General features: G+C 72.0%; 18 protein-coding genes and 1 pseudogene. 11 read left to right on the top strand and 8 right to left on the bottom strand.

Features of this window, described 5'->3' with window-relative positions:
* Nucleotides 1-24: 24 nt before the first annotated feature.
* The 3 genes from BW996_RS03150 to BW996_RS03140 form a co-directional block, all read right to left on the bottom strand.
* Nucleotides 25-1380 carry an ABC transporter substrate-binding protein gene (locus BW996_RS03150; protein ID WP_076458581.1) on the bottom strand — a complete coding sequence of 452 codons (1356 nt, stop codon included), beginning with the start codon at nucleotides 1378-1380 and terminating at the stop codon, nucleotides 25-27.
* A gap of 109 nt (nucleotides 1381-1489) precedes the next feature.
* Nucleotides 1490-2449, bottom strand: a complete 960-nt coding sequence (locus BW996_RS03145) for a carbohydrate ABC transporter permease (protein ID WP_081838010.1) — start codon at nucleotides 2447-2449, stop codon at nucleotides 1490-1492.
* A 19-nt stretch (nucleotides 2450-2468) separates the two neighbouring features.
* The gene (locus tag BW996_RS03140; protein ID WP_037479801.1) at nucleotides 2469-3383 is read right to left on the bottom strand and encodes a carbohydrate ABC transporter permease; all 915 of its coding nucleotides are present in this window, start codon (nucleotides 3381-3383) and stop codon (nucleotides 2469-2471) included.
* Nucleotides 3384-3652: 269 nt separating this feature from the next.
* Between BW996_RS03140 and BW996_RS03135 the strand changes: the two genes are divergently transcribed.
* Entirely contained in the window at nucleotides 3653-4606 is a 954-nt protein-coding gene (locus BW996_RS03135) for a class I SAM-dependent methyltransferase (protein WP_037479804.1), read from the top strand.
* Between the two features lie 119 nt (nucleotides 4607-4725).
* Nucleotides 4726-5397: a hypothetical protein gene (locus tag BW996_RS03130; protein WP_051631715.1), complete on the top strand. Its 672-nt coding sequence runs from the start codon at nucleotides 4726-4728 to the stop codon at nucleotides 5395-5397.
* A 2-nt stretch (nucleotides 5398-5399) separates the two neighbouring features.
* On the opposite strand, the gene BW996_RS03125 is transcribed toward BW996_RS03130, so the two are convergent.
* The 3 genes from BW996_RS03125 to BW996_RS03115 form a co-directional block, all read right to left on the bottom strand.
* Nucleotides 5400-7322 (bottom strand): ATP-binding protein, encoded by a 1923-nt coding sequence (locus tag BW996_RS03125; RefSeq protein WP_051631716.1) that lies wholly within the window; start codon nucleotides 7320-7322, stop codon nucleotides 5400-5402.
* Nucleotides 7323-7326: 4 nt separating this feature from the next.
* Nucleotides 7327-8409 carry an HD domain-containing phosphohydrolase gene (locus BW996_RS03120; protein WP_051631717.1) on the bottom strand — a complete coding sequence of 361 codons (1083 nt, stop codon included), beginning with the start codon at nucleotides 8407-8409 and terminating at the stop codon, nucleotides 7327-7329.
* Nucleotides 8410-8494: 85 nt separating this feature from the next.
* Complete coding sequence (locus BW996_RS03115; RefSeq protein WP_037479807.1) at nucleotides 8495-9484, bottom strand: Bug family tripartite tricarboxylate transporter substrate binding protein; 990 nt, start codon at nucleotides 9482-9484, stop codon at nucleotides 8495-8497.
* Nucleotides 9485-9589: 105 nt separating this feature from the next.
* Here BW996_RS03115 and BW996_RS03110 point away from each other — a divergent pair, with 105 nt between their 5' ends.
* From BW996_RS03110 to BW996_RS22425, 3 genes are all read left to right on the top strand, one after another.
* Entirely contained in the window at nucleotides 9590-11131 is a 1542-nt protein-coding gene (locus BW996_RS03110) for a DUF2868 domain-containing protein (protein ID WP_051631718.1), read from the top strand.
* Nucleotides 11128-12660, top strand: coding sequence for a GTPase domain-containing protein (locus tag BW996_RS03105; protein ID WP_206539500.1), 1533 nt, complete (start codon nucleotides 11128-11130; stop codon nucleotides 12658-12660). The genes BW996_RS03110 and BW996_RS03105 overlap by 4 nt, the downstream gene beginning before the upstream one ends.
* Nucleotides 12661-12777: 117 nt before the next feature.
* Nucleotides 12778-14340 carry a methyl-accepting chemotaxis protein gene (locus tag BW996_RS22425; protein WP_076458578.1) on the top strand — a complete coding sequence of 521 codons (1563 nt, stop codon included), beginning with the start codon at nucleotides 12778-12780 and terminating at the stop codon, nucleotides 14338-14340.
* A gap of 21 nt (nucleotides 14341-14361) precedes the next feature.
* Here BW996_RS22425 and BW996_RS03095 read toward each other — a convergent pair whose 3' ends face one another.
* Both BW996_RS03095 and BW996_RS03090 read right to left on the bottom strand, forming a co-directional pair.
* A complete protein-coding gene (locus tag BW996_RS03095; RefSeq protein ID WP_037479813.1) occupies nucleotides 14362-15462 on the bottom strand; it encodes a glycosyltransferase family protein in 1101 nt (366 codons plus the stop codon).
* Nucleotides 15459-16043 (bottom strand): annotated as a pseudogene (locus BW996_RS03090) (sugar transferase); the annotation flags it as partial. The pseudogene BW996_RS03090 and the gene BW996_RS03095, both read right to left, overlap by 4 nt.
* Nucleotides 16044-16511: 468 nt before the next feature.
* Between BW996_RS03090 and epsF the strand changes: the two are divergent.
* Genes epsF through BW996_RS03060 form a run of 6 tightly spaced genes read left to right on the top strand, consistent with a single transcriptional unit; the run spans nucleotide 16512 to nucleotide 23505 of the window.
* Nucleotides 16512-17933, top strand: coding sequence for a chain length determinant protein EpsF (epsF, locus tag BW996_RS03085; RefSeq protein ID WP_076458576.1), 1422 nt, complete (start codon nucleotides 16512-16514; stop codon nucleotides 17931-17933).
* Between the two features lie 14 nt (nucleotides 17934-17947).
* The gene (locus BW996_RS03080) at nucleotides 17948-18874 is read left to right on the top strand and encodes a cellulose synthase operon protein YhjQ/BcsQ (protein WP_051631721.1); all 927 of its coding nucleotides are present in this window, start codon (nucleotides 17948-17950) and stop codon (nucleotides 18872-18874) included.
* Between the two features lie 2 nt (nucleotides 18875-18876).
* On the top strand, nucleotides 18877-20115 hold the full coding sequence (locus BW996_RS03075) for an oligosaccharide flippase family protein (RefSeq protein WP_162177961.1): 1239 nt from the start codon (nucleotides 18877-18879) through the stop codon (nucleotides 20113-20115).
* Entirely contained in the window at nucleotides 20112-21422 is a 1311-nt protein-coding gene (locus BW996_RS03070) for an O-antigen polymerase (protein WP_139330720.1), read from the top strand. The genes BW996_RS03075 and BW996_RS03070 overlap by 4 nt, the downstream gene beginning before the upstream one ends.
* The gene (locus BW996_RS03065) at nucleotides 21419-22444 is read left to right on the top strand and encodes a glycosyltransferase family 2 protein (RefSeq protein WP_076458573.1); all 1026 of its coding nucleotides are present in this window, start codon (nucleotides 21419-21421) and stop codon (nucleotides 22442-22444) included. Before BW996_RS03070 ends, BW996_RS03065 begins: the two co-directional genes overlap by 4 nt.
* Nucleotides 22438-23505, top strand: a complete 1068-nt coding sequence (locus tag BW996_RS03060) for a glycosyltransferase family 4 protein (RefSeq protein WP_037479821.1) — start codon at nucleotides 22438-22440, stop codon at nucleotides 23503-23505. Before BW996_RS03065 ends, BW996_RS03060 begins: the two co-directional genes overlap by 7 nt.
* The last annotated feature ends 4 nt before the right edge of the window (nucleotides 23506-23509 follow it).

The following is a 23509-nucleotide window of genomic DNA, read 5'->3' as shown; positions in this document are numbered from 1 at the left end:
GAACTTTCGGTGGAGGGGCGGGTGTCAGCGGAACAGTGCGTTGACCTTGGCGTTGGCGTCCTTGAGGGCGACGCTGGCGGGTTGCCGGCCCAGCAGCACCGACTCGATCGCGCCCTTGACCAGCTCGTCGACCTGCGAGCCGTTGTCGGCGATCGGCGCCAGGAAGGTCTGCTCCCTGGACATGGCCAGGAAGGCGGACGCGTCGACGCCCTTCTTCTTCTGCGCCTCGACCGCCTTCTCGGCCATGCCTCGGATGGCGGGGAAGACGACGCCATGGCCGGCGACCACCTGCTGGCAATCGGCCGAGGCCAGGTACTTGACCCACTTCCAGGCCTCGTCCTTGACTTTGGAGCCAGCCCAGATCGAATCGGCCAGGCCGTTGAACATGGTGGCGCGGCGGCCGTTCGGCCCCTTGGGCAGCGGCACCCAGGCATGCTCGAACTTCGCGTTGCCGGCGAAGTAGGTGATCATCCAGGAGCCCTGTGGCACCATCGCCGCCTTGCCGCCGACGAACATCGCGTCCGAGCCCAGGCTGCGCGTGCTCTCGTAGCCGGCCGACAGGCCCTTGGCTGGCAGTCCGGCCAGCCAGTCCAGCGTCTCGGCCAGCTTCGGGTCGTCGTAGAAGAACCTGCCGGCCCAGGGCTTGTCCTGGAACCTGAAGCCGTTGGTGACGGCGAAGTGGCTCCACTCGGTCTGGCCCATCATGCCGCCGTGCCCGGGGTTCTGGTAGCCGTAGACGGCCACCGACTTGCGGTCGAAGGCCGGATCGGCGGCGTTGCGGCCCTTGGCATCGACGGTCAGCTTGCGCACCAGCTGCTCGAAGCTGCCGCCGTCCTTCGGGTTCCAGGTCATGGCCTGCAGATCGGCCAGCGTCACGCCCTGCTTCTTGGCGTGCGCCAGGTTGACGATGAAGCCGATGGTGTCCCAGTCCTTGGGCAGGCCGTACTGCTTGCCGTCACGTCCCCAGACGTCGACCAGGCCGGCGGCGTAGGCCTGGGTGTCGACCTTGTCCTTCTGGATGTAGGGCGTGAGGTCGACCAACTGCTGGTTCTTGGCGAACTCGGGGTACTTGGCCAGGTGGTTGGTGAAGACGTCGGGCGCGGTGCCCGAGACGAAGCCGGTGGAGATCGCCGTCCAGTAGTCGTTCCAGCCGGCCTGGGTGATCTTGATGGTGGTGCCGGGGTTCTTCTTCGCGAAATCGGCGGCGCACTGCTGGTAGGCGGGCAGCTGGTTGCTGTCCCACAGCATGTACTTGACCTCGGCGGCCTGGGCGGCCGGAGCCAGCGCGCCGGCCAGCAGGGCGAGGGCCGAGCCGGCATGCACGACGGCACGGCGGCGCGAGGTGGCAGGCGGCAGGAAGGGCGTCAGGTGGGTTGTCATGGATGTCTCCTCAGCGTGTCGGTCGGGATCGATGCGGCCACGGCGTGGCCGTCGGGCGGTTGGTGGCATTGCAGTGGCGCCACTGGAAAATTCGGGCGGGGGGCGGCCATCACTTGCCGCCACTGAACTGAACCGACTCGACCACCCGCCGACCCAGCACCAGCAGCAGCACGAGGGTGGGCAGCACGGCCAGGCTGGCCGCGGCCATCAGGCCGGACCAGTCGGGCTGGCCCTGGGGTGTCTGCGACTTGAAGGCCTGCAGCGCGACGGGCAGCACCTGCCAGGTCTCGTCACGCGCCACCAGCGAGGGCCAGAAGAACTCGTTCCACATCCCGATGCCAGTCAGTACCGCGATGGTGGCCAGCGGCGTGGTCGACAGCGGCAGCACGATGCGCAGGAAGATGCACCCGAAGCCGGCGCCCTCCAGCCGGGCGGCCTCCTCAAGATCGCGCGGGATCGACAGGAAGAACTGGCGCAGAAAGAACACCGAGAAGCCCTGCATCAGCGCGAAGGGCGCCACCAGTCCGGGCAGCGTGTTCAGCCAGCCCAGGTCCTTGATCAGGATGAAATTGGGGATGAAGGTGACGACTCCGGGCACCATCATCGACGCGATGAACATGCCGAACAGCACCTGCCGGCCAGGGAAGCGCAGCCGCGCGAAGGCATAGGCGGCCATGGCGGCGCAGGCCGTCTGCAGCACCACCACCACGGCGGTGAACACCAGGGAGTTGAGCACCGCGCGGCTGACGTCGATGCGTGCGCCCGAGCCTCCAGCCGCGATGGCCTGCGCAGCGTCCATGCCGCCGAGCACGCGGCGCAGGTTGTCCAGCGTCGGCGCTTCGGGCCACAGCCGAGTGCTCTGACTGAACAGCTCGGCCGCCGGCGTCAGCGCTGTCTTCAGCATCATCCAGAACGGGGCCAGCGTCAGTGCCAGCAGCGCGGCCAGCACCAGCCAGGCTGCCATCCCGCCCCAAGGCAGCGCACGGCGGCGCGCGGCGGCGGGTCGGGCGTCTGCAGGGCGGTCCGGGGCTGCCGTGTGCTCGGCCAACAGGGTGGGGGTGTCGTTCATGGCAAGGCTTTCGTGCGCTTCAGGCCAGATCGCTTTCGGCCGCGCGCATCAGGCGCATCTGCGCCAGCGTGTAGATCCCCATCACCGCGCACAGCACCATGGCCATCGCCGACGCGTAGCCCATGCGGTAGAACGAGAAGGCGTTCTGCACGATGTAGTGCACGACGACGCGGGTCGAGTCCAGCGGTCCGCCATTGGTGGTCACGGCGATCGTGTCGTAGATCTGGAAGGAGCCGGTCACGCTGGTGACCAGCACGAAGACCATCACCGGGCGCAGCAGCGGCAGCGTGATGTGGCGGAACATCTGCCACTCGCTGGCGCCCTCGAGCGCCGCGGCCTCGTACAGGCTGGCCGGGATGCTCTGCAGTCCGGCCAGGAACAGCATGGCCACCAGGCCCATGTGGCGCCAGATGTTGACCGCCGCCACCGTCAGCAGCGCGCTGTCGGCGCCGCCGAAGAAGGGCTGGCGCTCTAGGCCTGCCGCGCTGATCAGGTGGTTCACCAGGCCCAGCATCGGGTCCAGCATCCACAGCCAGATCAGCGCCACCAGCACGTTGGACAGCAGGTAGGGCAGCAGCACCAGCGCGCGCACCGTCAGCGCTCGGGTCAGCCGGTGCATCGCCACGGCCAGGAACAGACCCAGCGCTGTCTGCAGCGGGATGTTCAGCAGCACGTAGAGGCCGGAGAGCTTCATGCCGTTCCAGAACTTGTCGTCCTCGAACAGGCGAACGTAGTTGTCCAGCCCTATGAATTGGGGCTCGCGCAGCAGGTTCCAGTCGGTCAGGCTGATCTGGATGGCGCGCAGCAGCGGCCAGGCATGGAACAGCGCAAAGCCGATCAGCGCCGGCGCCAGCAGCGCCCACGCAGCGAGCGTCTCAGCGCGGCGCTGGGGCGACAGGGCGCCGGGCATGGCAGTGGTGGACGGTGCGGTCATGGGTGGGAGATGCTGTTGCACGAATCATCTAACGCGCGTTAGTTGGTGGATTATTGGCAAATCGAGTGCAGCGTCGCACCCGGAACAACACCTAGAACGGCCGCAGTGGTCTTGCGTGTCGACCGGGTGGTAGATTGCCGGCCCGGTCGAGGTCCTGATGGCCTCCCCGGAGCGCCTGACCTGGCGGCCGTTCCTGGCGCCGCGTCAGCTCACGAGGACACCGGGATTGGCGCCATGGCGGCCGCGATCCTTCAGGACGAGGAGGCGCCGTGAAGGCTCTGCTTGATGCGATTGCCACGATGCCGCGCCCGCGGAACGCGGTGCGGATATTCCACGGCCGTGGCGGCCTGCACCCCGGCTGCGAGCCCTGGACGCTGGACGCCTGGCCGCCGGTCTGGGTGCTGACCTGCTTCCGGGCGCCCGCCGCCGACCCGGCCGAGGACGAGGCCGAGCTGACCGCGATCGGCGCGGCGCTGGCCGCGCGCTGGGCCGAGCTCGCGCCGGGCGAGCCGCTGAACTGGGTCTTCCAGCGCCGCCACGAGGGCCGCAGCGAGACGCGCCTGATGGCCGGCGCGGTACCCGAGCCGCATGTCGTCGAGGAAGACGGCCTGAAGTTCCTCGTCCATGTGCTGCGCGGTCAGAACCACGGCCTGTTCCTGGACATGGCCGAGGGCCGGCGCTGGGTGCGCGAGCAGGCGCGCCGGCAGCCCGGCCTGAAGGTGCTCAATCTCTTTGCCTACACCTGCGCCTTCTCGGTGGCGGCGCTGGCGGGCGGCGCGGGCCGGGTGGTCAACCTCGACATGAGCCGCGGCGCGATCTCGATCGGCCAGCAGAACCACCGGCTCAACTCGCTCGAATCCGGGGCGACCTTCCTGCCGCATGACCTCTTCACCACCTGGGGCAAGATCGGCCGCGGCGGGCCCTACGACCTGATCGTGGTCGATCCGCCCAGCTACCAGAAGGGCAGCTTCGTCGCCACCAAGGACTACGCGCGGCTGCTGCGCCGCCTGCCCGATCTGCTGATGCCTGGCGGCCAGGTGCTGCTGTGCCTGAACGCGCCCGAGCTGGGCAGCGCCTTCCTGCACGACGCGATGCGCGAGCACGCGCCCGAGCTGACCTTCGTGCGGCGCCTGGATAATCCGCCGGTCTTCGCCGATGTCGATCCGGAGCGCGCGCTGAAGGTGCTCGTCTATGCCGCGAATGACGCAGCAATGATGCGCTGATGCCTCATTCGGTCACGGTATCGGCCATGCGGACGATGCTGGCGCGCGCGCGTGCGCCTAGGCTGTGTTCAAGCGGATCGGCATCGGGCCGGTCCGAGTGATGACCCCAGGAGTCCGCCATGAGCGCATCCCGTTTCTCCCTGTCCCCGGCCCTGGCCGCCGCACTGACCCTGGTCACGGCAGGGCTGCTGCCCCAGGCCCGTGCGGGCGAGGTCTATGCCAATGTCGGCCTGCCCGGCATCGGCCTGGGCTATGCCCATCCGATCGACAGCCGCTTCACCGTGCGCGCCGACTTCATGACGCTGGGCAGCCGCTCGAAGTCGACCACCGAGGAGGGCATTCGCTACGACGGCCGCTACAAGCTGCAGCGTCTGGCGGTGCTGGGCGACTGGTTTCCCTTCGGGGGCGGCTTCCGGCTGACCGGCGGCCTGAGCTCGAACCAGTACAAGGTCACGCTGGATGCCTCCGGCGACAGCGGTTCGCTGACCATCGGCGATCGCACCTACACCACCACCGCCGCCGACGGCCTGAAGGTCGAGGTCAAGTTCCCGAGCGTCACGCCCTATCTGGGCATCGGCTGGGGCCACCAGAGCGCCTCGGGCTGGCGCGTCGGCGCCGACCTCGGCGCGCTGGTCGGCCGCGCCAAGGTCAATGCGACGGTACGCGGTGCGCTGGCCAATGAGCCCGACATCCAGGCCAACCTCGACAAGGAGCTGGCCGAGCTGCGCGACGGCGTCGGCAAGGTCCGCGCGATTCCGCAGCTCTCGGTGGCGATCGGCTACAGCTTCTGAGCTCAGGCGGCCGCCAGGTCGGCCGAGCGCTGCGTCAGCCGGGTGACCCGCAGCTTCAGCGGCAGCATCAGCTGCTCGGCCTCGTCGAGCCGGCCTTCGCGGGCCAGGTGGCTGATGCGGCGTGACAGCCGCTCCAGCGCCTCGGCCGAGCAGTTGCCGGCGGCGCCGGCGATCTGGTGGGCCAGCAGGTCGATGCGGGCGCCATCGCGTCCGAGGAAGGCCTGGTCGAGCTCGTCCAGGCGCGGCAGGGTGTCTTCCACCAGCAGCGCGACCAGCTCGCCCATCAGCGCCTGATCGCCGCCCAGACGCTCCAGCAGCGCGGTCTGGTCGAGGTCCTTCCAGGCGCGGTTGTCGCCCTCGGCCGGCTCCGAGGCGGGGACGACCGCTGCCGCCGCCGGCATGGCCGATGGGGCGCAGCCCGGCAGCCGCAGGTGCACATGGAAGATGCTGCCTCGGCCGGGCTCGCTGTCGACGGCGATGCTGCCGCCCATCAGCCGGGCCAGCCGCGCGCAGATCGCCAGGCCCAGGCCCGTGCCGCCATGGCGGCGAGTGGCCGGATCGGCCGCCTGGGAAAAGGCCTCGAAGATGCGCTGCTGCTGGGCCGGCGCGATGCCCACGCCGCTGTCCTCGACCGACAGATGCAGCTCGTGCACGCCCTCGGCCTGGGGCTGGCTGGACAGGCCGACCGCGATGCCGCCCTGTTCGGTGAACTTGATCGCGTTGCCGAGCAGGTTGTCGACGATCTGCGCCAGCCGGGCCGCGTCGCCCAGCAGCCAGGACGGCACGCCGGCATCGATCGAGAGCGTCAGCGCCAGACCGCGTGCGCTGGCTGCTGGCCGGCGCCTCTCCACCACCTGCTCGAGCAGCGGGTGTGGCGAGAGCGGCGCGCTGTCGAAGCGCAGGTCGGCCGACTCGATGCGGCTGTAGTCGAGCACATCATTGATCACCAGCTCGAGCGCCTGGGCCGATTCGCGCAGCAGCTGCAGATGCTCGCGCTGCTCCGCATCCAGGCCGGACGGCCCCTGGGTCTGCGCATCCATCAGCAGATCGCTCATGCCCAGGATGCCGTTGAGCGGGGTGCGGATCTCATGGCTCATGACCGTCAGGAAGCGGGTCTTGGCTTCGGAGGCCGCCTCGGCGCGGCGAGCCTCGGCGGTGCGTTCCTCGACCAGCTGGTTCATCAGCGCCATCGCCTGCTCGACGGTGCAGTCGCGGCTGCGGATCTGATCGAGCATCGACTGGAAGGCGGCCACGGTGCGGCCGATCTCGTCGCTGCCGGGCTCGGGCAGCCGGGCCTGCTCGATGCGGCCTTCGGCGATCGCGGTGGCCGCCGCGGAGAGCTCGTCCAGCGGCTGGCTGATGCGCTGCGCCAGCGGCCGGGCCAGCCGGCGCAGCAGCAGCCCGGACAGCAGCGCGGCCAGCACCATCGCGCCGCTCTGGGCCAGCAGGCTGCCGAGCAGATCGTGCTGGTCGATCTGAACCGTCACGCTGCCGACCCGCTCGCGCAGGTGGTCGACCACCGGCACGCTGCGCACCAGCCGACCGCTGAGCAGCTGGCCCTCGCGACTCCACAGTCCCGGGGTTGGCGCGCTGCCCCAGGAGGCCAGCGGCGTGGTCTGTCCGGCGGCATAGACCCAGATGCCACTGATGCGCGGCTGGGATTCCGCGATCGACAGATGCCGTGAAATGCCCGCCTGGTCACCGACGGCCAGCGGCTCGGCGATCAGCGCGGCCAGAGCGCGGGTCACGTCATCGGCTTCCGTCTCGGCGTGATGGAGCGCGAATCGCCAGCCCACCAGCAGCGTGGCCAGCATCGACAGCAGCAGCGTCAGTGCGGTGCACAGGCTGATGAGCCGGCGCAGCTGCTGGCGCAGTGGCTGGCGCTGCGTGCCCAGGCCGACCTGCCGGATCCATCGCTCGATCATGGCTTCAGGCCGCGGTGCGCGTCGGGGTCGCCGCCTGGCCGGGCTCTTCGGGCAAGCTGTCCTGATGATGATCATGGATCGCGATGACTTCGCTCCAGGCCGACAGCAGCGCCTCGACGCAGTCCGGGTCGAAATGGCTGCCGGCGTTGTCCACCAGGAAGCTGCGCGCCTGCTCGAGCGGCCAGGCCTTCTTGTAGGGGCGCTTGGAGGTCAGCGCATCGAAGACATCGGCCACCGCGACGATGCGCCCGACCAGCGGAATCGCCTCGCCGCGCAGCCCCTGCGGATAGCCGCTGCCGTCGAACTTCTCGTGATGGCTGTGCGCGATGACCGCAGCCATGCGCAGCAGCGGCGAGGGGCTGTCGCGCAGGATCTGGTAGCCGATGGCGGCATGCTCGCGCATGATGACCATCTCCCGGTCGTCGAGCCGGCCGGGTTTCAGCAGGATGTGATCGGGCGTGCCTACCTTGCCGATGTCGTGCATCGGCGCGGCGCGGTGCAGCATGTCGAGCATGGCTTCGGGCAGGCCGAGCTGACGCCCGATCAGCCGCGAGTACAGCGCCATGCGCACCAGATGCAGGCCGGTCTCGGGGTCGCGGTACTCGGCCGCGCGCGACAGCCGCAGGATGGTGTCGTACTCGCGCTCGGCGATCACCCGGGTGGCGCGCTCGACCTCCTCGGCCAGCGTCGCGGCCCGCTCGGCCAGCGCCTTCTGACTGCGACGCAGCGCGAGCATGTTCTTCGCACGCGCCAGGAACTCGGGCCGGTCGACCGGCTTGGTGAGGAAGTCGCTGGCCCCACGCGCCAGCGCGTCGTAGCGCACCTGGGCCTCGTGGCTGGCGGTGATCATCAGGATCGGCACGTCGGCCTTGCCCGGATGCAGGCGCAGCTGCTCGATGAAGGACAGGCCGTCGACCACCGGCATCATGTAGTCGAGCAGCAGCAGGTCGAAGTCGTGGGTCAGGCACCACTGCAGCGCCGGCACCGGGTCGGTGAAGTCGACGCTGGGCACCTCCGAGAGCTGGCGTGCCAGCGCCTTCAGCAGCGCGACGTTGACCCGGTTGTCATCGACGATGACGATCTGCATGCTTCCTCCGGCGGACGACGCCGGCGGGACGACACGATCCGCCGGACCGGAGAAAGATCGGCCGCCCAAGGCGCCGACTTGAGCGTCACTGCGGCTGGAAGCCGCTGGCGCGGATGATGCGTGCCCAGGTCGCACGGTAGGCCTGCTCGCGTGCGGCCAGCTTCGCGCCGTCGCTGAAGGCCACGCTCAGGCCCATTGCGGTCAGCCGCGCATGCACCTCGCGCTGCGCGATCACCTTCGCCAGCGCGGCGGCGAAGCGCTCGCGCACGTCTACCGGCGTGCCGGCCGGCGCGAACACGCCGTAGTAGGGCATGTCCTCGAAGCCCGCCAGGCCGAGCTCGGCGAAGGTCGGCACCTCCGGCAGCGCCGCCTGGCGCCGCCCGCCCAGCACCGCGACCACCTTCAGCCGGCCGGCGCGGTGGTTCTCGATGAAGTCGGGAATCGAGCCGACGCCGGCGGCGATCTGGCGGCCGAGCAGGTCGGTGATCATCGGCGCGCTGCCGCGGTAGGGCGCGGCCACCAGGTCCAGGCCGTGCTTGTCGCCGATCACCTTGACCAGGAATTCCGGCACCGAAGCCGGCGCCGGCACGCCGATCGCGCCCTTGCCCTGGCCGGCGCTGCGCACCCAGTCGACGTACTCGCGCAGGCTTTTTGCGGGCGTGGCGTCCGACAGCGCCAGCGCGTTGACGAAGTCGGCAAAGCCGGCCACCGGCACGAAGTCCTTGGCCGGATCGAAGCCGGGCTGGCGCGCGACCAGCGGCAGGATCGAGATGGTGTGGTCGTGGCTGATGAAGAAGGTGCTGCCGTCGGGCGCGGCGGCCTTGAGCGCCTGCGCGGCGAGCTGACCGCCGGCGCCGGGCTTGTTCTCGACGATGACCGGCTGGCCGAGCACCTCGCGCAGCCGCTCGGCCAGCAGCCGGGCGATGGCGTCGGTGCCGCCGCCGGCCGGGAATCCGACCAGCAGCCGGATCGTGCGGCTGTCGGCGCGCGCAGCCGGCAGGGCGGTGGCGGCCAGCGCCGCGGCGCCGGTGGCCAGGACGGTGCGTCGGGAAAGGCGGGCTTGCGGGTCGGTCATGGGGTCGGGATCCTTGGCAGAGGGTGAACAGACAGCGTTGCCGTCATGGTAGTCCCGTGCCCCGGTCGGGGGCCTGATGCCGCGCACACGCTAAAGTCACCCGCCATGGACGAGACGAACGCCCGCCAGGTGCTGCTGCTGCGCGCCTTCGAGACCGCCCGCCCCGCGCATCCGCTGTGGGGCGAGGAGGACCGCCGCTGGGCCTCGCGCGTCGCGCTCGAGGAGGCGCCGGCCGACGACACGCCCGAGCGCTTCCTGGCGCGCCGTGCCGCCGCGGCGCTGCGCCGCCTCGGGCCGCGCGAATCGCATGTGCGCGACTGGCTGGCGCATCCGCTGTGGCGGGGGCGCTGGATGCCGGCCGCGCTCGGTCTGGGCCTGATGCTCGGGCTGGTGGCCGATGCGCTCGGCCCCGCGCATCGCATCAGCCTGCTGGCACCGCCGGTCTGGGCGCTGGTGCTGTGGAATCTTGGGGTGATCGTGCTGGTGCTGCTGCGCGCGCTGCTGGCGCTGCGGCCCTCGGCCGTGCCGCGGCCGGGCGGTCTGCGCGGCTGGCTGGCCCGGCGCACGCTCGATCTGCGCAGCCTGCGGCGCACCCGCCGCGATGAACGGCGCCCGCCGCCGGACGCTCCCGATGCGCCCAGCCTGGCCAGCCTGCTCGACACGCTGGCCGTCCAGTGGCTGAGCCTGAGCGCCCCGCTGGCCGGCGCCCGCGCCGCGCTGCTGCTGCATCTGGGCGCGATCGGGGTGGCGCTGGGCGTGATCGCCTCGCTTTATCTGCGCGGGCTGGTGCTCGACTACCGCGTCGGCTGGTCCAGCACTTTCCTGGATGCCGGCACGGTGCATCAGGTGCTGTCGCTGCTGCTCGAGCCGGCGGCGCGGCTGTCCGGCCTGAGCCTGCCGGATGTCGCGACGCTGGCGGCGCTGCGCCTCACCGAAGGCGCGCCGGTGCAGCCCGCACCCGGCGGCATCGACACCGCCGCGCCGTGGATCCATCTGTGGTCGATCACGCTGGTGCTGGCGGTGGTGCTGCCGCGTGCGCTGCTGGCGCTGCTGGCGGCACTGCAGGCCGGCTGGCGGGCGCGGCGCTTTCCGCTGCCGCTGACCGAGCCCTATTTCCGCGAGCTGCTCGGCCAGCAGCGCCGCGAGGCCGAGCGGCCGGTGCTGCTGCCCTACGCGCAGCCGGCCGAGCCGGCCCGGGTCGCGGCGCTGACCGATCTGCTGCGCCGGCAGCTGGGCGAGACGCTGGCGCTGCAGGTCGCGCCGGTGCGCGCCTACGGCAGCGAGGACGAGACCGCGCTGCAGGCCTCGGTGGCGGGATCGCCCTCGCTGCTGCTGCCGCTGTTCGATCTGTCGGCGACGCCCGAGCCGGAAATCCACGGCCGCTGGCTGCATGCGCTGATGACGGCCTCGGCGCCGGGCGGGCGGCCGGGGCCGCGCATCGTCATGCTGGTCGAGGACAGCAGCTTCATGGCCCGCTTCGCCGCCAGCGCGCCCGAGCGGCTGGCGCAGCGCCTGCAGGCCTGGCAGGCGCTGGCCGACAGCCTGGGTCTGGGCTGCGTGCGTCTGCACGAGGGCCGCCCGGCCGCGGACGACACGGCGGCCCAGACGGTGCTGGCCGGCCTGCGGCCTGCGGGAGCCAGCGCATGAAGGTCAGTCTGGATCTGGACATGAGCGCCGCACCCGGCACGCCGCCGGGTGCACGCGCCGACACGCTGGCGCTGACCCTGGTGTCGCACACCAACATCGGCAAGACCACGCTGGCGCGCACGCTGCTGGGCCGCGATGTCGGCGTGGTGCGCGACGCCACCCATGTGACCGAGTTCGCCGACGCCCATCCGATGATCGAGGCGCCCGACGGCGCGCGGCTGATGCTGTGGGACACGCCGGGCTTCGGCGACAGCGTGCGGCTGGTGCGGCGCATGCGCCAGTCCGGCACGCCGCTGGGCTGGCTGCTCAGCCAGGTCTGGGACCGCTGGCGCGACCGCGCCTTCTGGGCCAGCCAGCAGGCGCTGCGCAATGTGCGCGACGAGGCCGACGTGGCGCTCTACCTGGTCAGCGCCGCCGAGTCGCCCGAGGCGGCCGGCTATGTCGATCCGGAAATGGAGCTGCTGGCCTGGACCGGCCTGCCGGTGATCGTGCTGCTCAACCAGCTGGGCGGCCCGGACGCGCCCGAGCGCCTGCAGGCCGAGCTCGACCGCTGGCGCACCCGGCTGCAGGGCGTCGCCGCGGTGCGTGCGGTGCTGCCGCTGGACGCCTTCTCGCGCTGCTGGGTGCAGGAGCTGGTGCTGCTGCGCGAGATCGAGCAGGTGCTGCCCGAGGCGCGCCGGCCGCTGATGGCGCGGCTGCGCGCGGCCGGCCGCCAGGAGCGGCTCGCGCGGCTGGGCCGCTCGGCGCAGCTGCTGGCGGCCAGCCTAGCGCGGGTGGCGGCGATGGTGCAGCCGGTCGAGGACAGCGGTGCGCTGCGCGGGCTGGTGCGTCAGGTCGGCAGCGCGCTCGGCCTGGGCCGCGACGAGGAAACGCCGCTGGCACGCGCCGGGCGCGAGCTGCTGGCGCGGCTCGACGGCGAGATCCGCTCCAGCACGTCGGAGCTGCTGCATCTGCATGCGCTGGAAGGGCAGGCCGGTGCCGACGAGATCCTGGAGCGGGTCGGTGCGGCCTTCGATCATCAGTCGCGGGTGGCGCCGGCGCCGGCGGCCATCGTCGGCGGGCTGGTCTCGGGCGCGCTGGCCGGGCTGGGCGCCGACCTGGCCAGCGGCGGGCTGACGCTGGGCGGCGGCCTGATCGCCGGCAGTGTGCTGGGCGCGCTCGGCGCCGCCGGCCTGGCGCACGGGCTGAACCTGGTGCGCGGGCGCGACGGCAGCCGGCTGCTGCTGCAGGACAGCGCATTGGAGGCGCTGCTGACGCACGCGCTGCTGCGCTATCTGGCGATCGCGCATTTCGGGCGTGGGCGCGGCGAGTGGAGCGGCCATGCCTCTCCGGCGCACTGGCGCGAGCGCATCGAGGCGGCGCTGCAGGCACGTCGCGCCCTGCTCGACGAGGCCTGGAGCGAGCGCACCGACCTGCCGGCCACCGAGGCCCGGCTGCATGCGCTGATCGACACGCTGCTGCGCGAGGTGCTGGTGGCACTGCATCCGGCCGCCGCCGACGAACTGGCGGTGTCGCCCCGGTCTTCTTGACGCTTCTGCCGGAGTCGGCCGCGGGCACGATGCGCCGTCGTGTCGCGCGTCACGGTCGGCCGCTGCCTGTCGCGCTCCTTTCCACCTGTCCGTGGCGGTCGCTGTCCAGGAGCCAAGATGAATCCCAGCCGACTCGGCCTGTCGCGACGCCTCGCGCTGGCTTTTGCGGTGCTGACCGCCCTGATGCTGGCCATTGCCGCCACCGCGGTAGTGCAGATGCGCGCGATGGATGAACGCCGCGCCGAGATCACCGGCAACTGGCTGCCCAGTGTCGAGAGTGTCAACCAGATGCGGTCGCTGCTGGCCGAGCTGCGCATTGTCGACACCCTGCATGTGCTCAACACCGATGAGGTGGCGATGCAGGCGCTCGAAAAGCGCATGGCCGACATCCAGCAGCGCTTCGAGCGCATCCACGCCGGCTATGAGGCGCTGATCAGCAGCGACGAGGAGCGGATGCTGCACGACCGCTTCAAGGGCGATCTGGTCAGTGGGCTGGGTGTGCGTCAGCGAACCCTTGAGCTGTCGCGTAGCAATGCCAACAGCGAGGCTCGTCAGCTGCTCGAAGGCGAAGGTGAAAAAAGCTTCTCGGCGGCCATGGCTTCGCTCGAGAAGCTGATCGCGCTCAACAGCCAGGGGGCGGCGACCGCAGCGCAGGCCAGCGACGCGGCGAAGCAGCAGGGCCTGCTGGTCGTCGGCATCGGTGCGCTGCTGGCGCTGATCGCCTCGGTGGCGATGGCCTGGCGGCTGACGCGCTCGATCACCACGCCGCTGCGCGAGGCCGTCGAGATCGCCGACCGGGTCGCCTCAGGCGACCTGACGGTGCCGATCCGGGTCGAGTCGGACGACGAGACCGGCCAGCTGCTGGCCTCGCTGTCGCGCATGCAGGCCCGCCTGGTCGAGATCGTCGGCTCGGTGCGCGGCAATGCCGAGCTGGTCTCCTCGGCCAGCCAGGAGATCGCTCAGGGCAACCAGGACCTGAGCCGCCGCACCGAGGACCAGGCCAGCGCACTCGAGCAGACGGCCGCGACGATGGAGCAGCTCGGCTCGACGGTGCGCCACAACGCCGAGAATGCCCGCGAGGCCAGCGTGCTGGCCAGCCAGGCCAACCAGGCCGCGCAGCGCGGCGGCGAGGTCACGACCCAGGTGGTCGACACGATGCGCGCGATCAACGAGAGCTCGCGCAAGATCGCCGACATCATCGGCGTGATCGACGGCATCGCCTTCCAGACCAACATCCTGGCGCTGAACGCGGCCGTTGAAGCCGCGCGGGCCGGCGAGCAGGGCCGGGGCTTCTCGGTGGTCGCCGCCGAGGTGCGCAACCTGGCGCAGCGCTCGGCCTCGGCCGCACGCGAGATCAAGTCGCTGATCACCGACAGCGTCGCCCGTGTCGACCAGGGCTCGCAGCTGGTCGATCAGGCCGGCGCGACGATGACCCAGATCGTCGACCACATCCGCCATGTCGGCGAGATGATCGAGCGGGTCAGCCTGGCCAGCCAGGAGCAGAGCACCGGCGTCGGCCAGGTCGGCCAGGCGGTGACGCAGATGGACCAGACCACGCAGCAGAACGCCGCGCTGGTCGAGCAGTCTGCCGCAGCCGCCGACAGCCTGCGCCAGCAAGCGCAGCAGATGGTGCAGGCGATGGCGGTGTTCCGCCTGGCACGCGACGGCCTGCACGCCTGACCGGCGGCCCGGCCCGTGGGTTCAGCCCGGCGACGCGGGCGCGCCGGGCACCGCCGGGGTCGCATGGCCGGCCTCGTGGCGCAGCACCGGCAGCGGTGACAGCCCGTGCGCCAGCAGCAGCGAGGCGCGGAAGCGGTGATGACCGTGCTGATGGCGCGCCCTCAGCCGCGCCGCACGGCCCATCGCCAGACGCAGCGCATCCGACTCGAGCAGCCGGGCCAGCGCCTGAAGCAGATCGGCGCGGCGCGCGTGCAGCTCGCCTGACAGCGCATCGATGATCTGCAGCCGGTAGGCCGGTGCCGGCGCGGCCACGCAGGCCAGCCCGACCGCCATCGCCTCGGCCAGCCGGTCCGCGCCGCGGCCGGCCACATCCGGCGCCAGATAGATCCAGGCCTGGGCCAGCGCCCGGGCGCGTGCCGGCGCTTGCGCCAGCGCGATTTCCTGCAGCTTCACCTGCGCGGCCAGCAGCAGCGCGCGCACCGGTCCGGGGACCGGGCCGATCCAGGCGAAGGCCGGCTGGCGTGCGGCCTGAATGCCCGACAGCATGACCGCCAGCTCGGCGAAGGCCTGCGCGATCTCCTCGTCGGCCTGTGGATCGCCGGTGGCCGCGGTCACGATGCGCGGGACGGTGTCCGCGATGAGCGGCTGACTGAAGAAGGCCGCATCGACCGCGCCGGGCAGCGGGGCTGCGGCCAGCGGATCGACCCGGTCCGGGCCGACGAGAAAGACGCTGCGCTCCGGCATGCCCTGCAGCAGCCTCTGGGCCAGCACCCGGCTGCACTGGTGCAGGAACAGCGGCATGGGGGCCCGGGGTCGGCCCTGCAGCACATGGCGCGCGCTCAGCAGCGCCGGCAGGCCGTGCAGGTGCAGGGCCTGCGGCGGCGCCGGCGCGTCGAGCACGCGTCGCAGCGCGGTGGCCACCGCCCGGATCGCGGGCACCGGCAGCAGCTGCACCGACTCCGGGCTCAGCAGCCGTGCCGCCTGCAGCGCGCCGGCACCGGCCGCCAGCGGCAGCACCTGCTGCATCAGCTGGCCGTCGGCCAGCGCCATCAGCGTGGGCCACAGCGTGCCGCCGTGGCCGCCCGGCCGCAGCCGGGTCACCAGATGCAGGACGGTGCTCATCGGGCGCCGCTGCCCCGGATGACCACCCGCAGCGTGCGCAGCAGGATGCTGATCCGCAGCTTCAGGCTGTGCTGCTCGACGAACTCGCGGTCAAGCTCGACGCGCTCGTCGTAGGTGGTGTCGTTGCGGCCGCTGACCTGCCACAGGCCGGTCATGCCCGGGCGCACGCTCAGATAGTGCCAGCGCACCTGGCCGTAGCGCGGCAGCTCGGCCAGCGTGATCGGGCGAGGGCCCACCAGGCTCATTTCGCCGCGCAGCACGTTGAAGAGCTGCGGCAGCTCGTCGAGGCTGGTGCGGCGCAGGAAATGGCCGATCGGGGTGATGCGCGGATCGTCGGTCAGCTTGTGGTCGCGCTCCCATTCGGCACGCGCGGCCGGGTCACGCTCGAGCAGCTCGCGCAGCATCGCCTCCGAGTCGAGGTACATGCTGCGGAACTTCAGGCAGCGGAAGGGTCGGCCGTGCTGGCCGATGCGGTAGTGGCCGAACAGCACCGGCGCGCCGTCGCGGCGCCACACCAGCAGCGCGATCACCGCCATCAGCGGCGCGAACAGCAGCAGCAGCAGCAGTGCGGCGAACTGGTCGAGCCGGAGCTGCAGCCGGGCCAGCCGGCTGCCCGATCGCGCCTGGTTGCGGCGCCTGAAGCGGCAGGCGCCACCGACAAATTCCTGCAGCGTCCGGTCCGAGCGCGGGCCTGCCGACTGTTTCGATTTCATACAAAAATCTCTCGGAGACGGTGGGGCTGGCGGATGTTGCGTTGTTTTCGTGCATTATTCACCCGAAAACCTGTCCCGCAGATGAATGACCTTGCGGCCTCCTTCAGTCATGTGGCGCGCCTGTCCAGAAGTTGGGCCCTGAAATGTGAAAGTCTAAAGATCGCTGCATGAGCGCCATGAAGTGCAAAAGATGGGCGGTGATGTATGAACTTGGCCCGTGCCTGCAGGATGGCATCACGACGCCAGATCGGGTCCATTCGCCCATGTTGATCATCTGAATCCAATGGTTGCCAAGGATTCATGGGTTTCAATTCGTAATACAGATACTGACCTTCCATGTCGCTTGCCCGTTTCCTGATGGCCCTGCGTGCGCGCTGGCGCCTTGCGCTGGCGGTCCTGCTGGCCGTGCTCGGGCTGACCCTCGCGGTCAGCCTGCTGCTGCCCACCCGCTACACCGCGACGGCGATGGTGCTGGTCGACGCCCGGGCGGCCGATCCGGTGGCGCCGGGCGATGCCCAGCCGCCGCAGGCCAGCACCTACATGGCGATGCAGGTCGACCTGATCCAGAGCGAGCGGGTGGCGCGGGCGGTCATCGCCGCCACCGGCCTGGGCCGCGCGGACGGCCCGGCGCGGGCGAAGTGGCAGGACGAGACCGGCGGCGTCGGCGACTTCGAGGCCTGGCTGGCCACCGCGATGCGCAAGCGCTTGGAGGTGCGCCCGGCCAAGGAATCCGGCGTGATCTCGATCGCCTACACCGCCGAGAGCCGCGAGGAGGCGGCGCGCCTTGCCAATGCCTTCGTGCAGGCCTTCGTCGACACCAGCCTGGCGCTGCGGCTCGATCCGGCGCGCGGCAGCAGCGACTTCTTCGACGCGCGTGCGCGCCAGCTGCGTGCCGCGCTGGAGGAAGCGCAGCAGCGCCTGTCGGCCTTCCAGCGCGAGCATGGCCTGCTGGCGGTCGGCAGCGACGAGCGGGTCGACATCGAGACCGCGCGCCTGTCGGAGCTCTCCAGCCAGCTGGTGGCGCTGCAAGCGCAGGCCGGCGAGTCCGGCAGCCGCCGGGCGCAGGCCGCGGCCAGCCCGGACCGGGCGCCGGAGGTGCTGGCGCATCCGGTGGTCGCCGGTCTGTCGGCTGATCTGGCGCGCCAGGAGGCGCGGCTCGACGAAATGGGCGCCCGGCTGGGCGAGCAGCATCCGCAGATGCTCGAGCAGCGCGCCACCGTCGAGCGGCTGCGCCGGCAGCTCGCCACCGAGTCGCGCCGCGTCGCCTCCAGCCTGGGCCTGAGCGACAACGTCAACCAGCAGCGCCTGGCGCAGGCGAAGGCCGCGCTGGACGAGCAGCGAGCCCGGGTGCTGGAGCTGACCACCCGCCGCGACGAGGCCCGCGTGCTGCTGCGCGACGTGCAGAACGCCCAGCAGGCCTATGACGCGGTGGCCGGCCGCGCCACCCAGAGCGGCACCGAGCGCCAGGCGCGCCTGAGCAATGTCTCGGTGCTGAAGCAGGCCACCGCACCGGCGCAGGCCTCCTCGCCGCTGCTGGGCGTGAACCTGGGCATCGCAGCGGTGCTGGGCAGCGTGCTGGCGCTGGGCGCGACGCTGCTGGCCGAGCTGCGCGACCGCCGGCTGCGCTGCGCCGACGATGTGCCCGAGCTGCTGGGTCTGCCGCTGCTGGTCGAGATCCCGTCGTCGCGCCCAGGCGCCCGCACGCCGGTGGCGGCCTTTCCGGCCTTGCGCGGCCCGGGCCGGGCCGGCCGGACATGACGGCAGGTCGGCCGATGAGCCCGCGCGACGGACATGATCAGCTGCTGCAGGTGGCGGTGCCGCCGGGCGAGCGGCCATTGGGCGAGCTGCTGCGCGACGTCTGCCCGCTGGGCGACGCCGACATCGCCCGCATCGTCGCGCTGCAGGCCGAGCGCGAGCTGCGCTTCGGCGAGGCGGCGCTGCAGCTCGGGCTGGTGCAGCCCGCCCAGCTGCAGCAGGCGCTGGCGCGCCAGTTCGGCTATGCCTGTGTCGATGTGGCGGCGCATCCCCATCTGGCCGAGCTGAGCGTTGCCGCCGATCCGCACGGACCGGCCGCCGAGCTGTGGCGCGACCTGCGCGCGCAGCTGATGCTGCGGGTGCCGGCGCCGATGCCGGGGCCGGGGCCGGGGTCGGCCCGTGCGCATCCGCCCGGCCGGGTGCTGGCGATCGTCAGTCCGCGCCGGGGCGATGGCCGCAGCCACGCCGCCGCCAACCTGGCGGCCGCCTTCAGCCAGCTGGGCGAGCGCACGGTGCTGGTCGATGCCGACCTGCGTGCGCCGCGGCTGCACCGGCTGTTCGGCCTGGCCGACCGGCCGGACCGGCCCGGGCTGAGCGTGCTGCTGGCCGACCCGGCGCGGCAGCCCGAGCCGCAGCGCATCGACGTGCTGCCCTGCCTGGCGCTGCTGCCGGTCGGCGCGCCGCCGCCCAATCCGCTCGAGCTGCTCGAGCGCGGCCGCTTCGCCGCGCTGCTGCGCAATCTGGCGACCCGCTTCGATCGGGTCATCGTCGACACCCCGGCCGCGACCGATGGCGCCGACGCCCGGGTGATCGCTGCGGCCTGCGGCGAGGCGCTGGTGCTGGCGCGGCGCCATCACGCCCGTGCCGCCGAGCTGGGCGCGCTGGTCGAGTCGCTGCGACGCGAGTCGGTCGACCTGGCCGGCGTGGTGATGCGCGGGGACTGACGGTGCCTGTGCCGGTGCGCCTGCAGCTGCTCGAGCTGACGCTGACCCAGATCGCCACCTTCGCCTTTCCGCTGGTGTTCGCGGTGGTGTGCGGGCGCACGCTGGGCATGCACGACTACGGCGTGGTGTCCTTCTACGCGGCGCTGGGGGGCTTCCTGGGCATGATCATCGAGTTCGGCTTCGACTGGTACGGCACCCGCGAGGTCGCGCGCCGTCGCGACGATGCCGACCATGCGCACCGCACGCTGTGGAACATCACCGCCGCCAAGCTGCTGCTGTGCGCGACGGTGGCCAGCGGCTGCGGCGCGCTGCTGCTGCTGCTGCGCCCGCCCGGCGAGGAGGCGCTGATGCTGGCCTCGCTGGCCTATCTGATCGGCTTCGCGCTGGATGCCGGCTGGTATGCCCGTGCCCTCGAGCAGACCCGGCTGCTGCTGCTGGTCACCACCGGCGTGCGGCTGCTGGGCATCGCGCTGCTGCTGGCGCTGGTGCCGCGCCTGGCGACGATGGAGCGCGCGCTGGCGGTCTACGCGCTGGTGTCGCTGGCCACCAGCGCGCTGACCTGGTTCCTGCTGCTGCGCCGGGGGCTGGCGCGCCGCGCCGGCCTGGAGGCCGATCGCATCGGGCAGCTGCTGCGCGGCGCCTCGGCCATCGTCTCGGGCAATGTCAACGGCGCGATGCTGACCAATGGCGGCATCGCGCTGCTGGGCCTGCAGGCGGACGCCGCCACCGTCGGCGCGGCCAGCCTGGCGCTGCGGGTGCGCATGGCCGGGCAGGCGGTGCAGCTGCCGCTGCAGCAGTTCGGCTTCGTGCGCTTTGCGCGGCTGGCGGCCAGCGCGCCGGACGAGGCGCTGCGCTTCGGCCGGCGCCTGCTGGCGGCGATGCTGGCCATCGGCCTGACGGTGGGCGCGCTGGCGATGCTGGCTGCGCCGCACATCGTCGGCTATGTATTTCACCGCGAGGAGCCGCTGGCGGTGGCGCTGGTGCTGCTGCTGGCGCTGAGCGTGCCGCTGCAGGCGGTGGCGGCGCTGTTCGGTCAGCAGTCGCTGATCGCCTTCGGGCTGGAGCGTCACTACGCGCTGGTGCAGACCGCCGCGACGCTGCTGTTCTGCGCGCTGCTGGCGCTGCTGCCACAGTGGGTGGGGCGAAGCGCCTACGGCTGGGCCCTGCTGGGCGCCGATCTGCTGGTGCTGCTGCTGTCGGGCGCGGTGCTGGCGTGCTGCCGGCCGGGGCGGGCGCGATGAGGGCAGCCCGCACCGCCTCGATGCCGTGGTGGAGCTCGCCGGCGGGCATCGCCTGCGGCTTCCTGCTGCCGCTGATGTTCCTGATCGCCTGGGCCGGCGAGGTGCGCCATCCGGCGCTGACGATCCGCGGCGTGCAGGTGCTCGACCTGGGCTGGCTGATGCTCGGCGGCCTGCTGCTGGCGGCGCTGGCGCTGGGCGGCGCGCTGGGCGCGCAGCTGCAGCCGCGTGCCGGCGCGCCGCGCCCGCTGGGCGTCGGCGCGGACCGCGCCGCGCTGGCCATCGGCCTGGTGGCGGTGCTGGCCTTCTCGGTCTGGTTCCGGGATTTCCTGCTCGACCCGGCGCTGCTGTGGGCGATCCTCAGCGGGGCCTACAAGCCCGAGCGCGACAGCATCGAGCTGACGCCGGGGCTGACCTCGCTGGCCAATGTCACGCCGGTGTTCTTCTCGCTCTACCTGTTCCGCCGGCTCGATCCGGGGGCGGCGGGCCAGGGCCCTGCGCTGCCGCTGCCGCGCGCGCTGCATGGGCTGGCGATCGTGCTGGCGCTGCTGACCGCCTTCCGCGTCTATGTCTGGTCGGAGCGGCTGGCGCTGATCGAGTCGCTGGTGCCGTTGGGCCTGGCGGTGGGCCGCTGGGCAGCGGCGCGCCCGGGCGCGGCCGGCACGCTGCTGCGGGTGGCCGGGCCGTTCGCGGCCATTCCGCTGGTGATCCTCTACTTCGGTGCGGCCGAGTACGCGCGCTCCTGGGCGTCCGACACCTACCAGGGCCGGCTGGACTTCTGGGAGTTCGCGCTCGGGCGCTTCGCCAGCTACTACTACACCTCGCTGAACAATGGCGCGAGCCTGCTGGCGAACTCCGCCTGGCCGACCTGGACCTTCGAGTTCACGCTCGAGTGGCTGCACCGCGCGCCGCTCGGCCTCGGCCAGCCCTTCTCGACGCTGACCGGCTATGCCGGGCGCACCTTCGAGCAGCACCTGTTCACCTACCAGGACCCGGAGTTCAACAGCCCCTCCGGCCTGTACGCGGTGGTGTCGGACCTCGGCCTGACCGGCGCGGTGGTCTACATGTGCGCGGTCGGCCTGCTCAGCGGCATGGCCTTCCGTGCCTACCGCGAGGGCCGGTTGGCCGGGGTGCTGCTCTATCCGATCTTCTTCATCAGCTTCATGGAGATGTACCGCTATCCCTATCTGGGCACCGCGCGCGCCTTCACCTGGACCTGCGGCATCGTGCTGGCGCTGCTGCTGGCGCGGGTGCTGGTCCCCACGCCCGCGTCAGCCTCCACGTCCACGCCGGAAGGCCGCCAGCCATGAACATGCTGCAGCGACCGCGCCTGAGCATCGTCGTGCTGAACCGCCAGCGCGAGCGCTTCGTCGCGCATGCGATCGAGTCGGCCTGCGCGCAGACCCTCGCGCGCGAGCAGCCCGGGGCGGTCGAGGTCATCGTCGTCGACGACGGCTCGCGCGATGGTTCGCTCGGCGTGATCCGGCGCATGGCGCCGCAGCTGCGCTGCATCGCGCTCGGCGGGGTGGGTCAGGCCGCGGCCATCAACGCCGGCTTCGCCGCCGCCCGCGGCGAGCTGCTGCTCTTCCTGGAGTCGGAGGACTGGCTCTATCCGCAGGCGGCCGCGCAGGTGCTGGCCGCCTGGGCGCCGGGCGTGAGCAAGCTGCAGTTTCGCCTCGATCTGGTCGATGCGGATGACCGGCCGCTGGGCCGCCAGCTGCCGCGCCGGCTGCACGAGGGTGCACAGGCGCTGGCGCTGCTGCGCGAGTTCGGCGCCTATGGCTCGCCGCCATGCTCGGGCAATGTCTTCCACCGCGACTTCCTGGCGCGGGTGCTGCCGCTGGACGAGTCGCCCTGGCAGGCCGGCGCCGATACCGTGCCGATCCTGCTGGCGCCGGCCTGTGGCGTGGTGCGTTCGCTGCCCCAGCCGCTGGGTGCCTACCGCGGCGCCGGGCCGGACGACTGGTTGCCCTCGGCCCGCCACGGCGCGCTGCGGGAGGCCTGCCGGCGTGTCCTGCAGGGCAAGCAGGCGCTGGCTGCTGCGCTGGACCATCTGGTGATCCCGCGCCGGCGCGAGCTGGCGCTGGCGCCCTGGGAGGCGCGCACCCTGGTCATGGGCCTGCGCCTGGGCCCCGCCGATCCGGCGCTGCCGCGCGCACGCACGGCCGGCCGTGCGCTGCGGGCGGTGCTGCGCTGGCCCGATCTGCGCCTGGGCGAGCGTCTGCTGATGCTGGGCTGGATGGCCGGCGTGCTGCTGCTGCCGCGCGCTTTGGCGGGCCGGCTGGCCCGCCAGCATCGCCGCCTGAGCGGCCGGGAAACACCGACATGCTGATCAACGCCCGTTTCCTGACCCGCCCCGCCACCGGCGTGGACCGCTTCGCCATCGAGCTGCTGGGCGCGGGCACGCGGCTGGGCCTGCTGCCGCAGGCGCGTGCGATCGTGCCGCAGGATGCCCGGCTGGTCACGCCGCTGCCGCCGGGCCTGGCGCTGGCGCGCGCCGGCCGCCATCAGGGCCACCGCTGGGAGCAGACCGAGCTGCCGGCGCTGGCCGGCGACGAGCCGCTGGTCAATCTGTGCAACACCGCGCCCTGGCGCCACCAGCGCCAGATGGTGGTGATCCACGACGCGGCGGCGGTGGCCAATCCGCGCAACTACGGCTTCGCCTTCCGCCACTGGTACCGGGTCATGCTGGACTCGGTGATGCACCGCGCGCGGGTGGTCACCACGGTGTCGCGCTTCAGCGCCGACGAGCTGGTGCGCCATTTCGGTCGGCCCTTTCTCGACATCGAGGTGCTGCCCGAGGGCGGCGAGCACATCCTGCGCCTGCCCGCCGATCCGACCGTGTTCGAGCGCCTGGACCTGCAGGGCCGGCGCTATGTGCTGGCCGTCGGCAGCCTGTCGCACAACAAGAACTTCGCCGCGGTGCTGAAGGCGATGGCGCTGCTGGACGATCCCGGCATCGTGCTGGTGGCCGCCGGCGGCGGCAACGCGCGCATCTTCGCGCAGGCCGGCGGCCTGGACCTGGACGACCGCCGGCTGCAGCGCACCGGCTATGTCAGCGACCAGCAGCTGCGCGCGCTCTACGAGGGCGCGGCCTGCTTCGTCTTTCCCTCGTTCTACGAGGGCTTCGGCCTGCCGCCGCTGGAAGCGATGTGCTGCGGCTGCCCGGTGATCTCCTCCGACCGCGCCTCGCTGCCCGAGGTCTGCGGCGACGCCGCGCTCTACTGCGACCCGGACGATCCGGCCACGCTGGCGGCGCAGCTGCGCCGGCTGCTGGACTCCGACGCGCTGGCGGCCGAGCTGCGCCAGGCCGGCCGCCAGCGTGCCGCCGGCTTCACCTGGGACCGGGCCGCGCGCGAGTTCGCCGACCTGATGGACCTGCATTTCGCCTGAGGGA

The sequence above is a fragment of the Sphaerotilus natans genome, from assembly GCF_900156335.1.
Taxonomy (GTDB): Bacteria; Pseudomonadota; Gammaproteobacteria; order Burkholderiales; family Burkholderiaceae_C; genus Sphaerotilus; species Sphaerotilus natans.
This window is presented reverse-complemented; position numbering and strand designations above follow the sequence as displayed.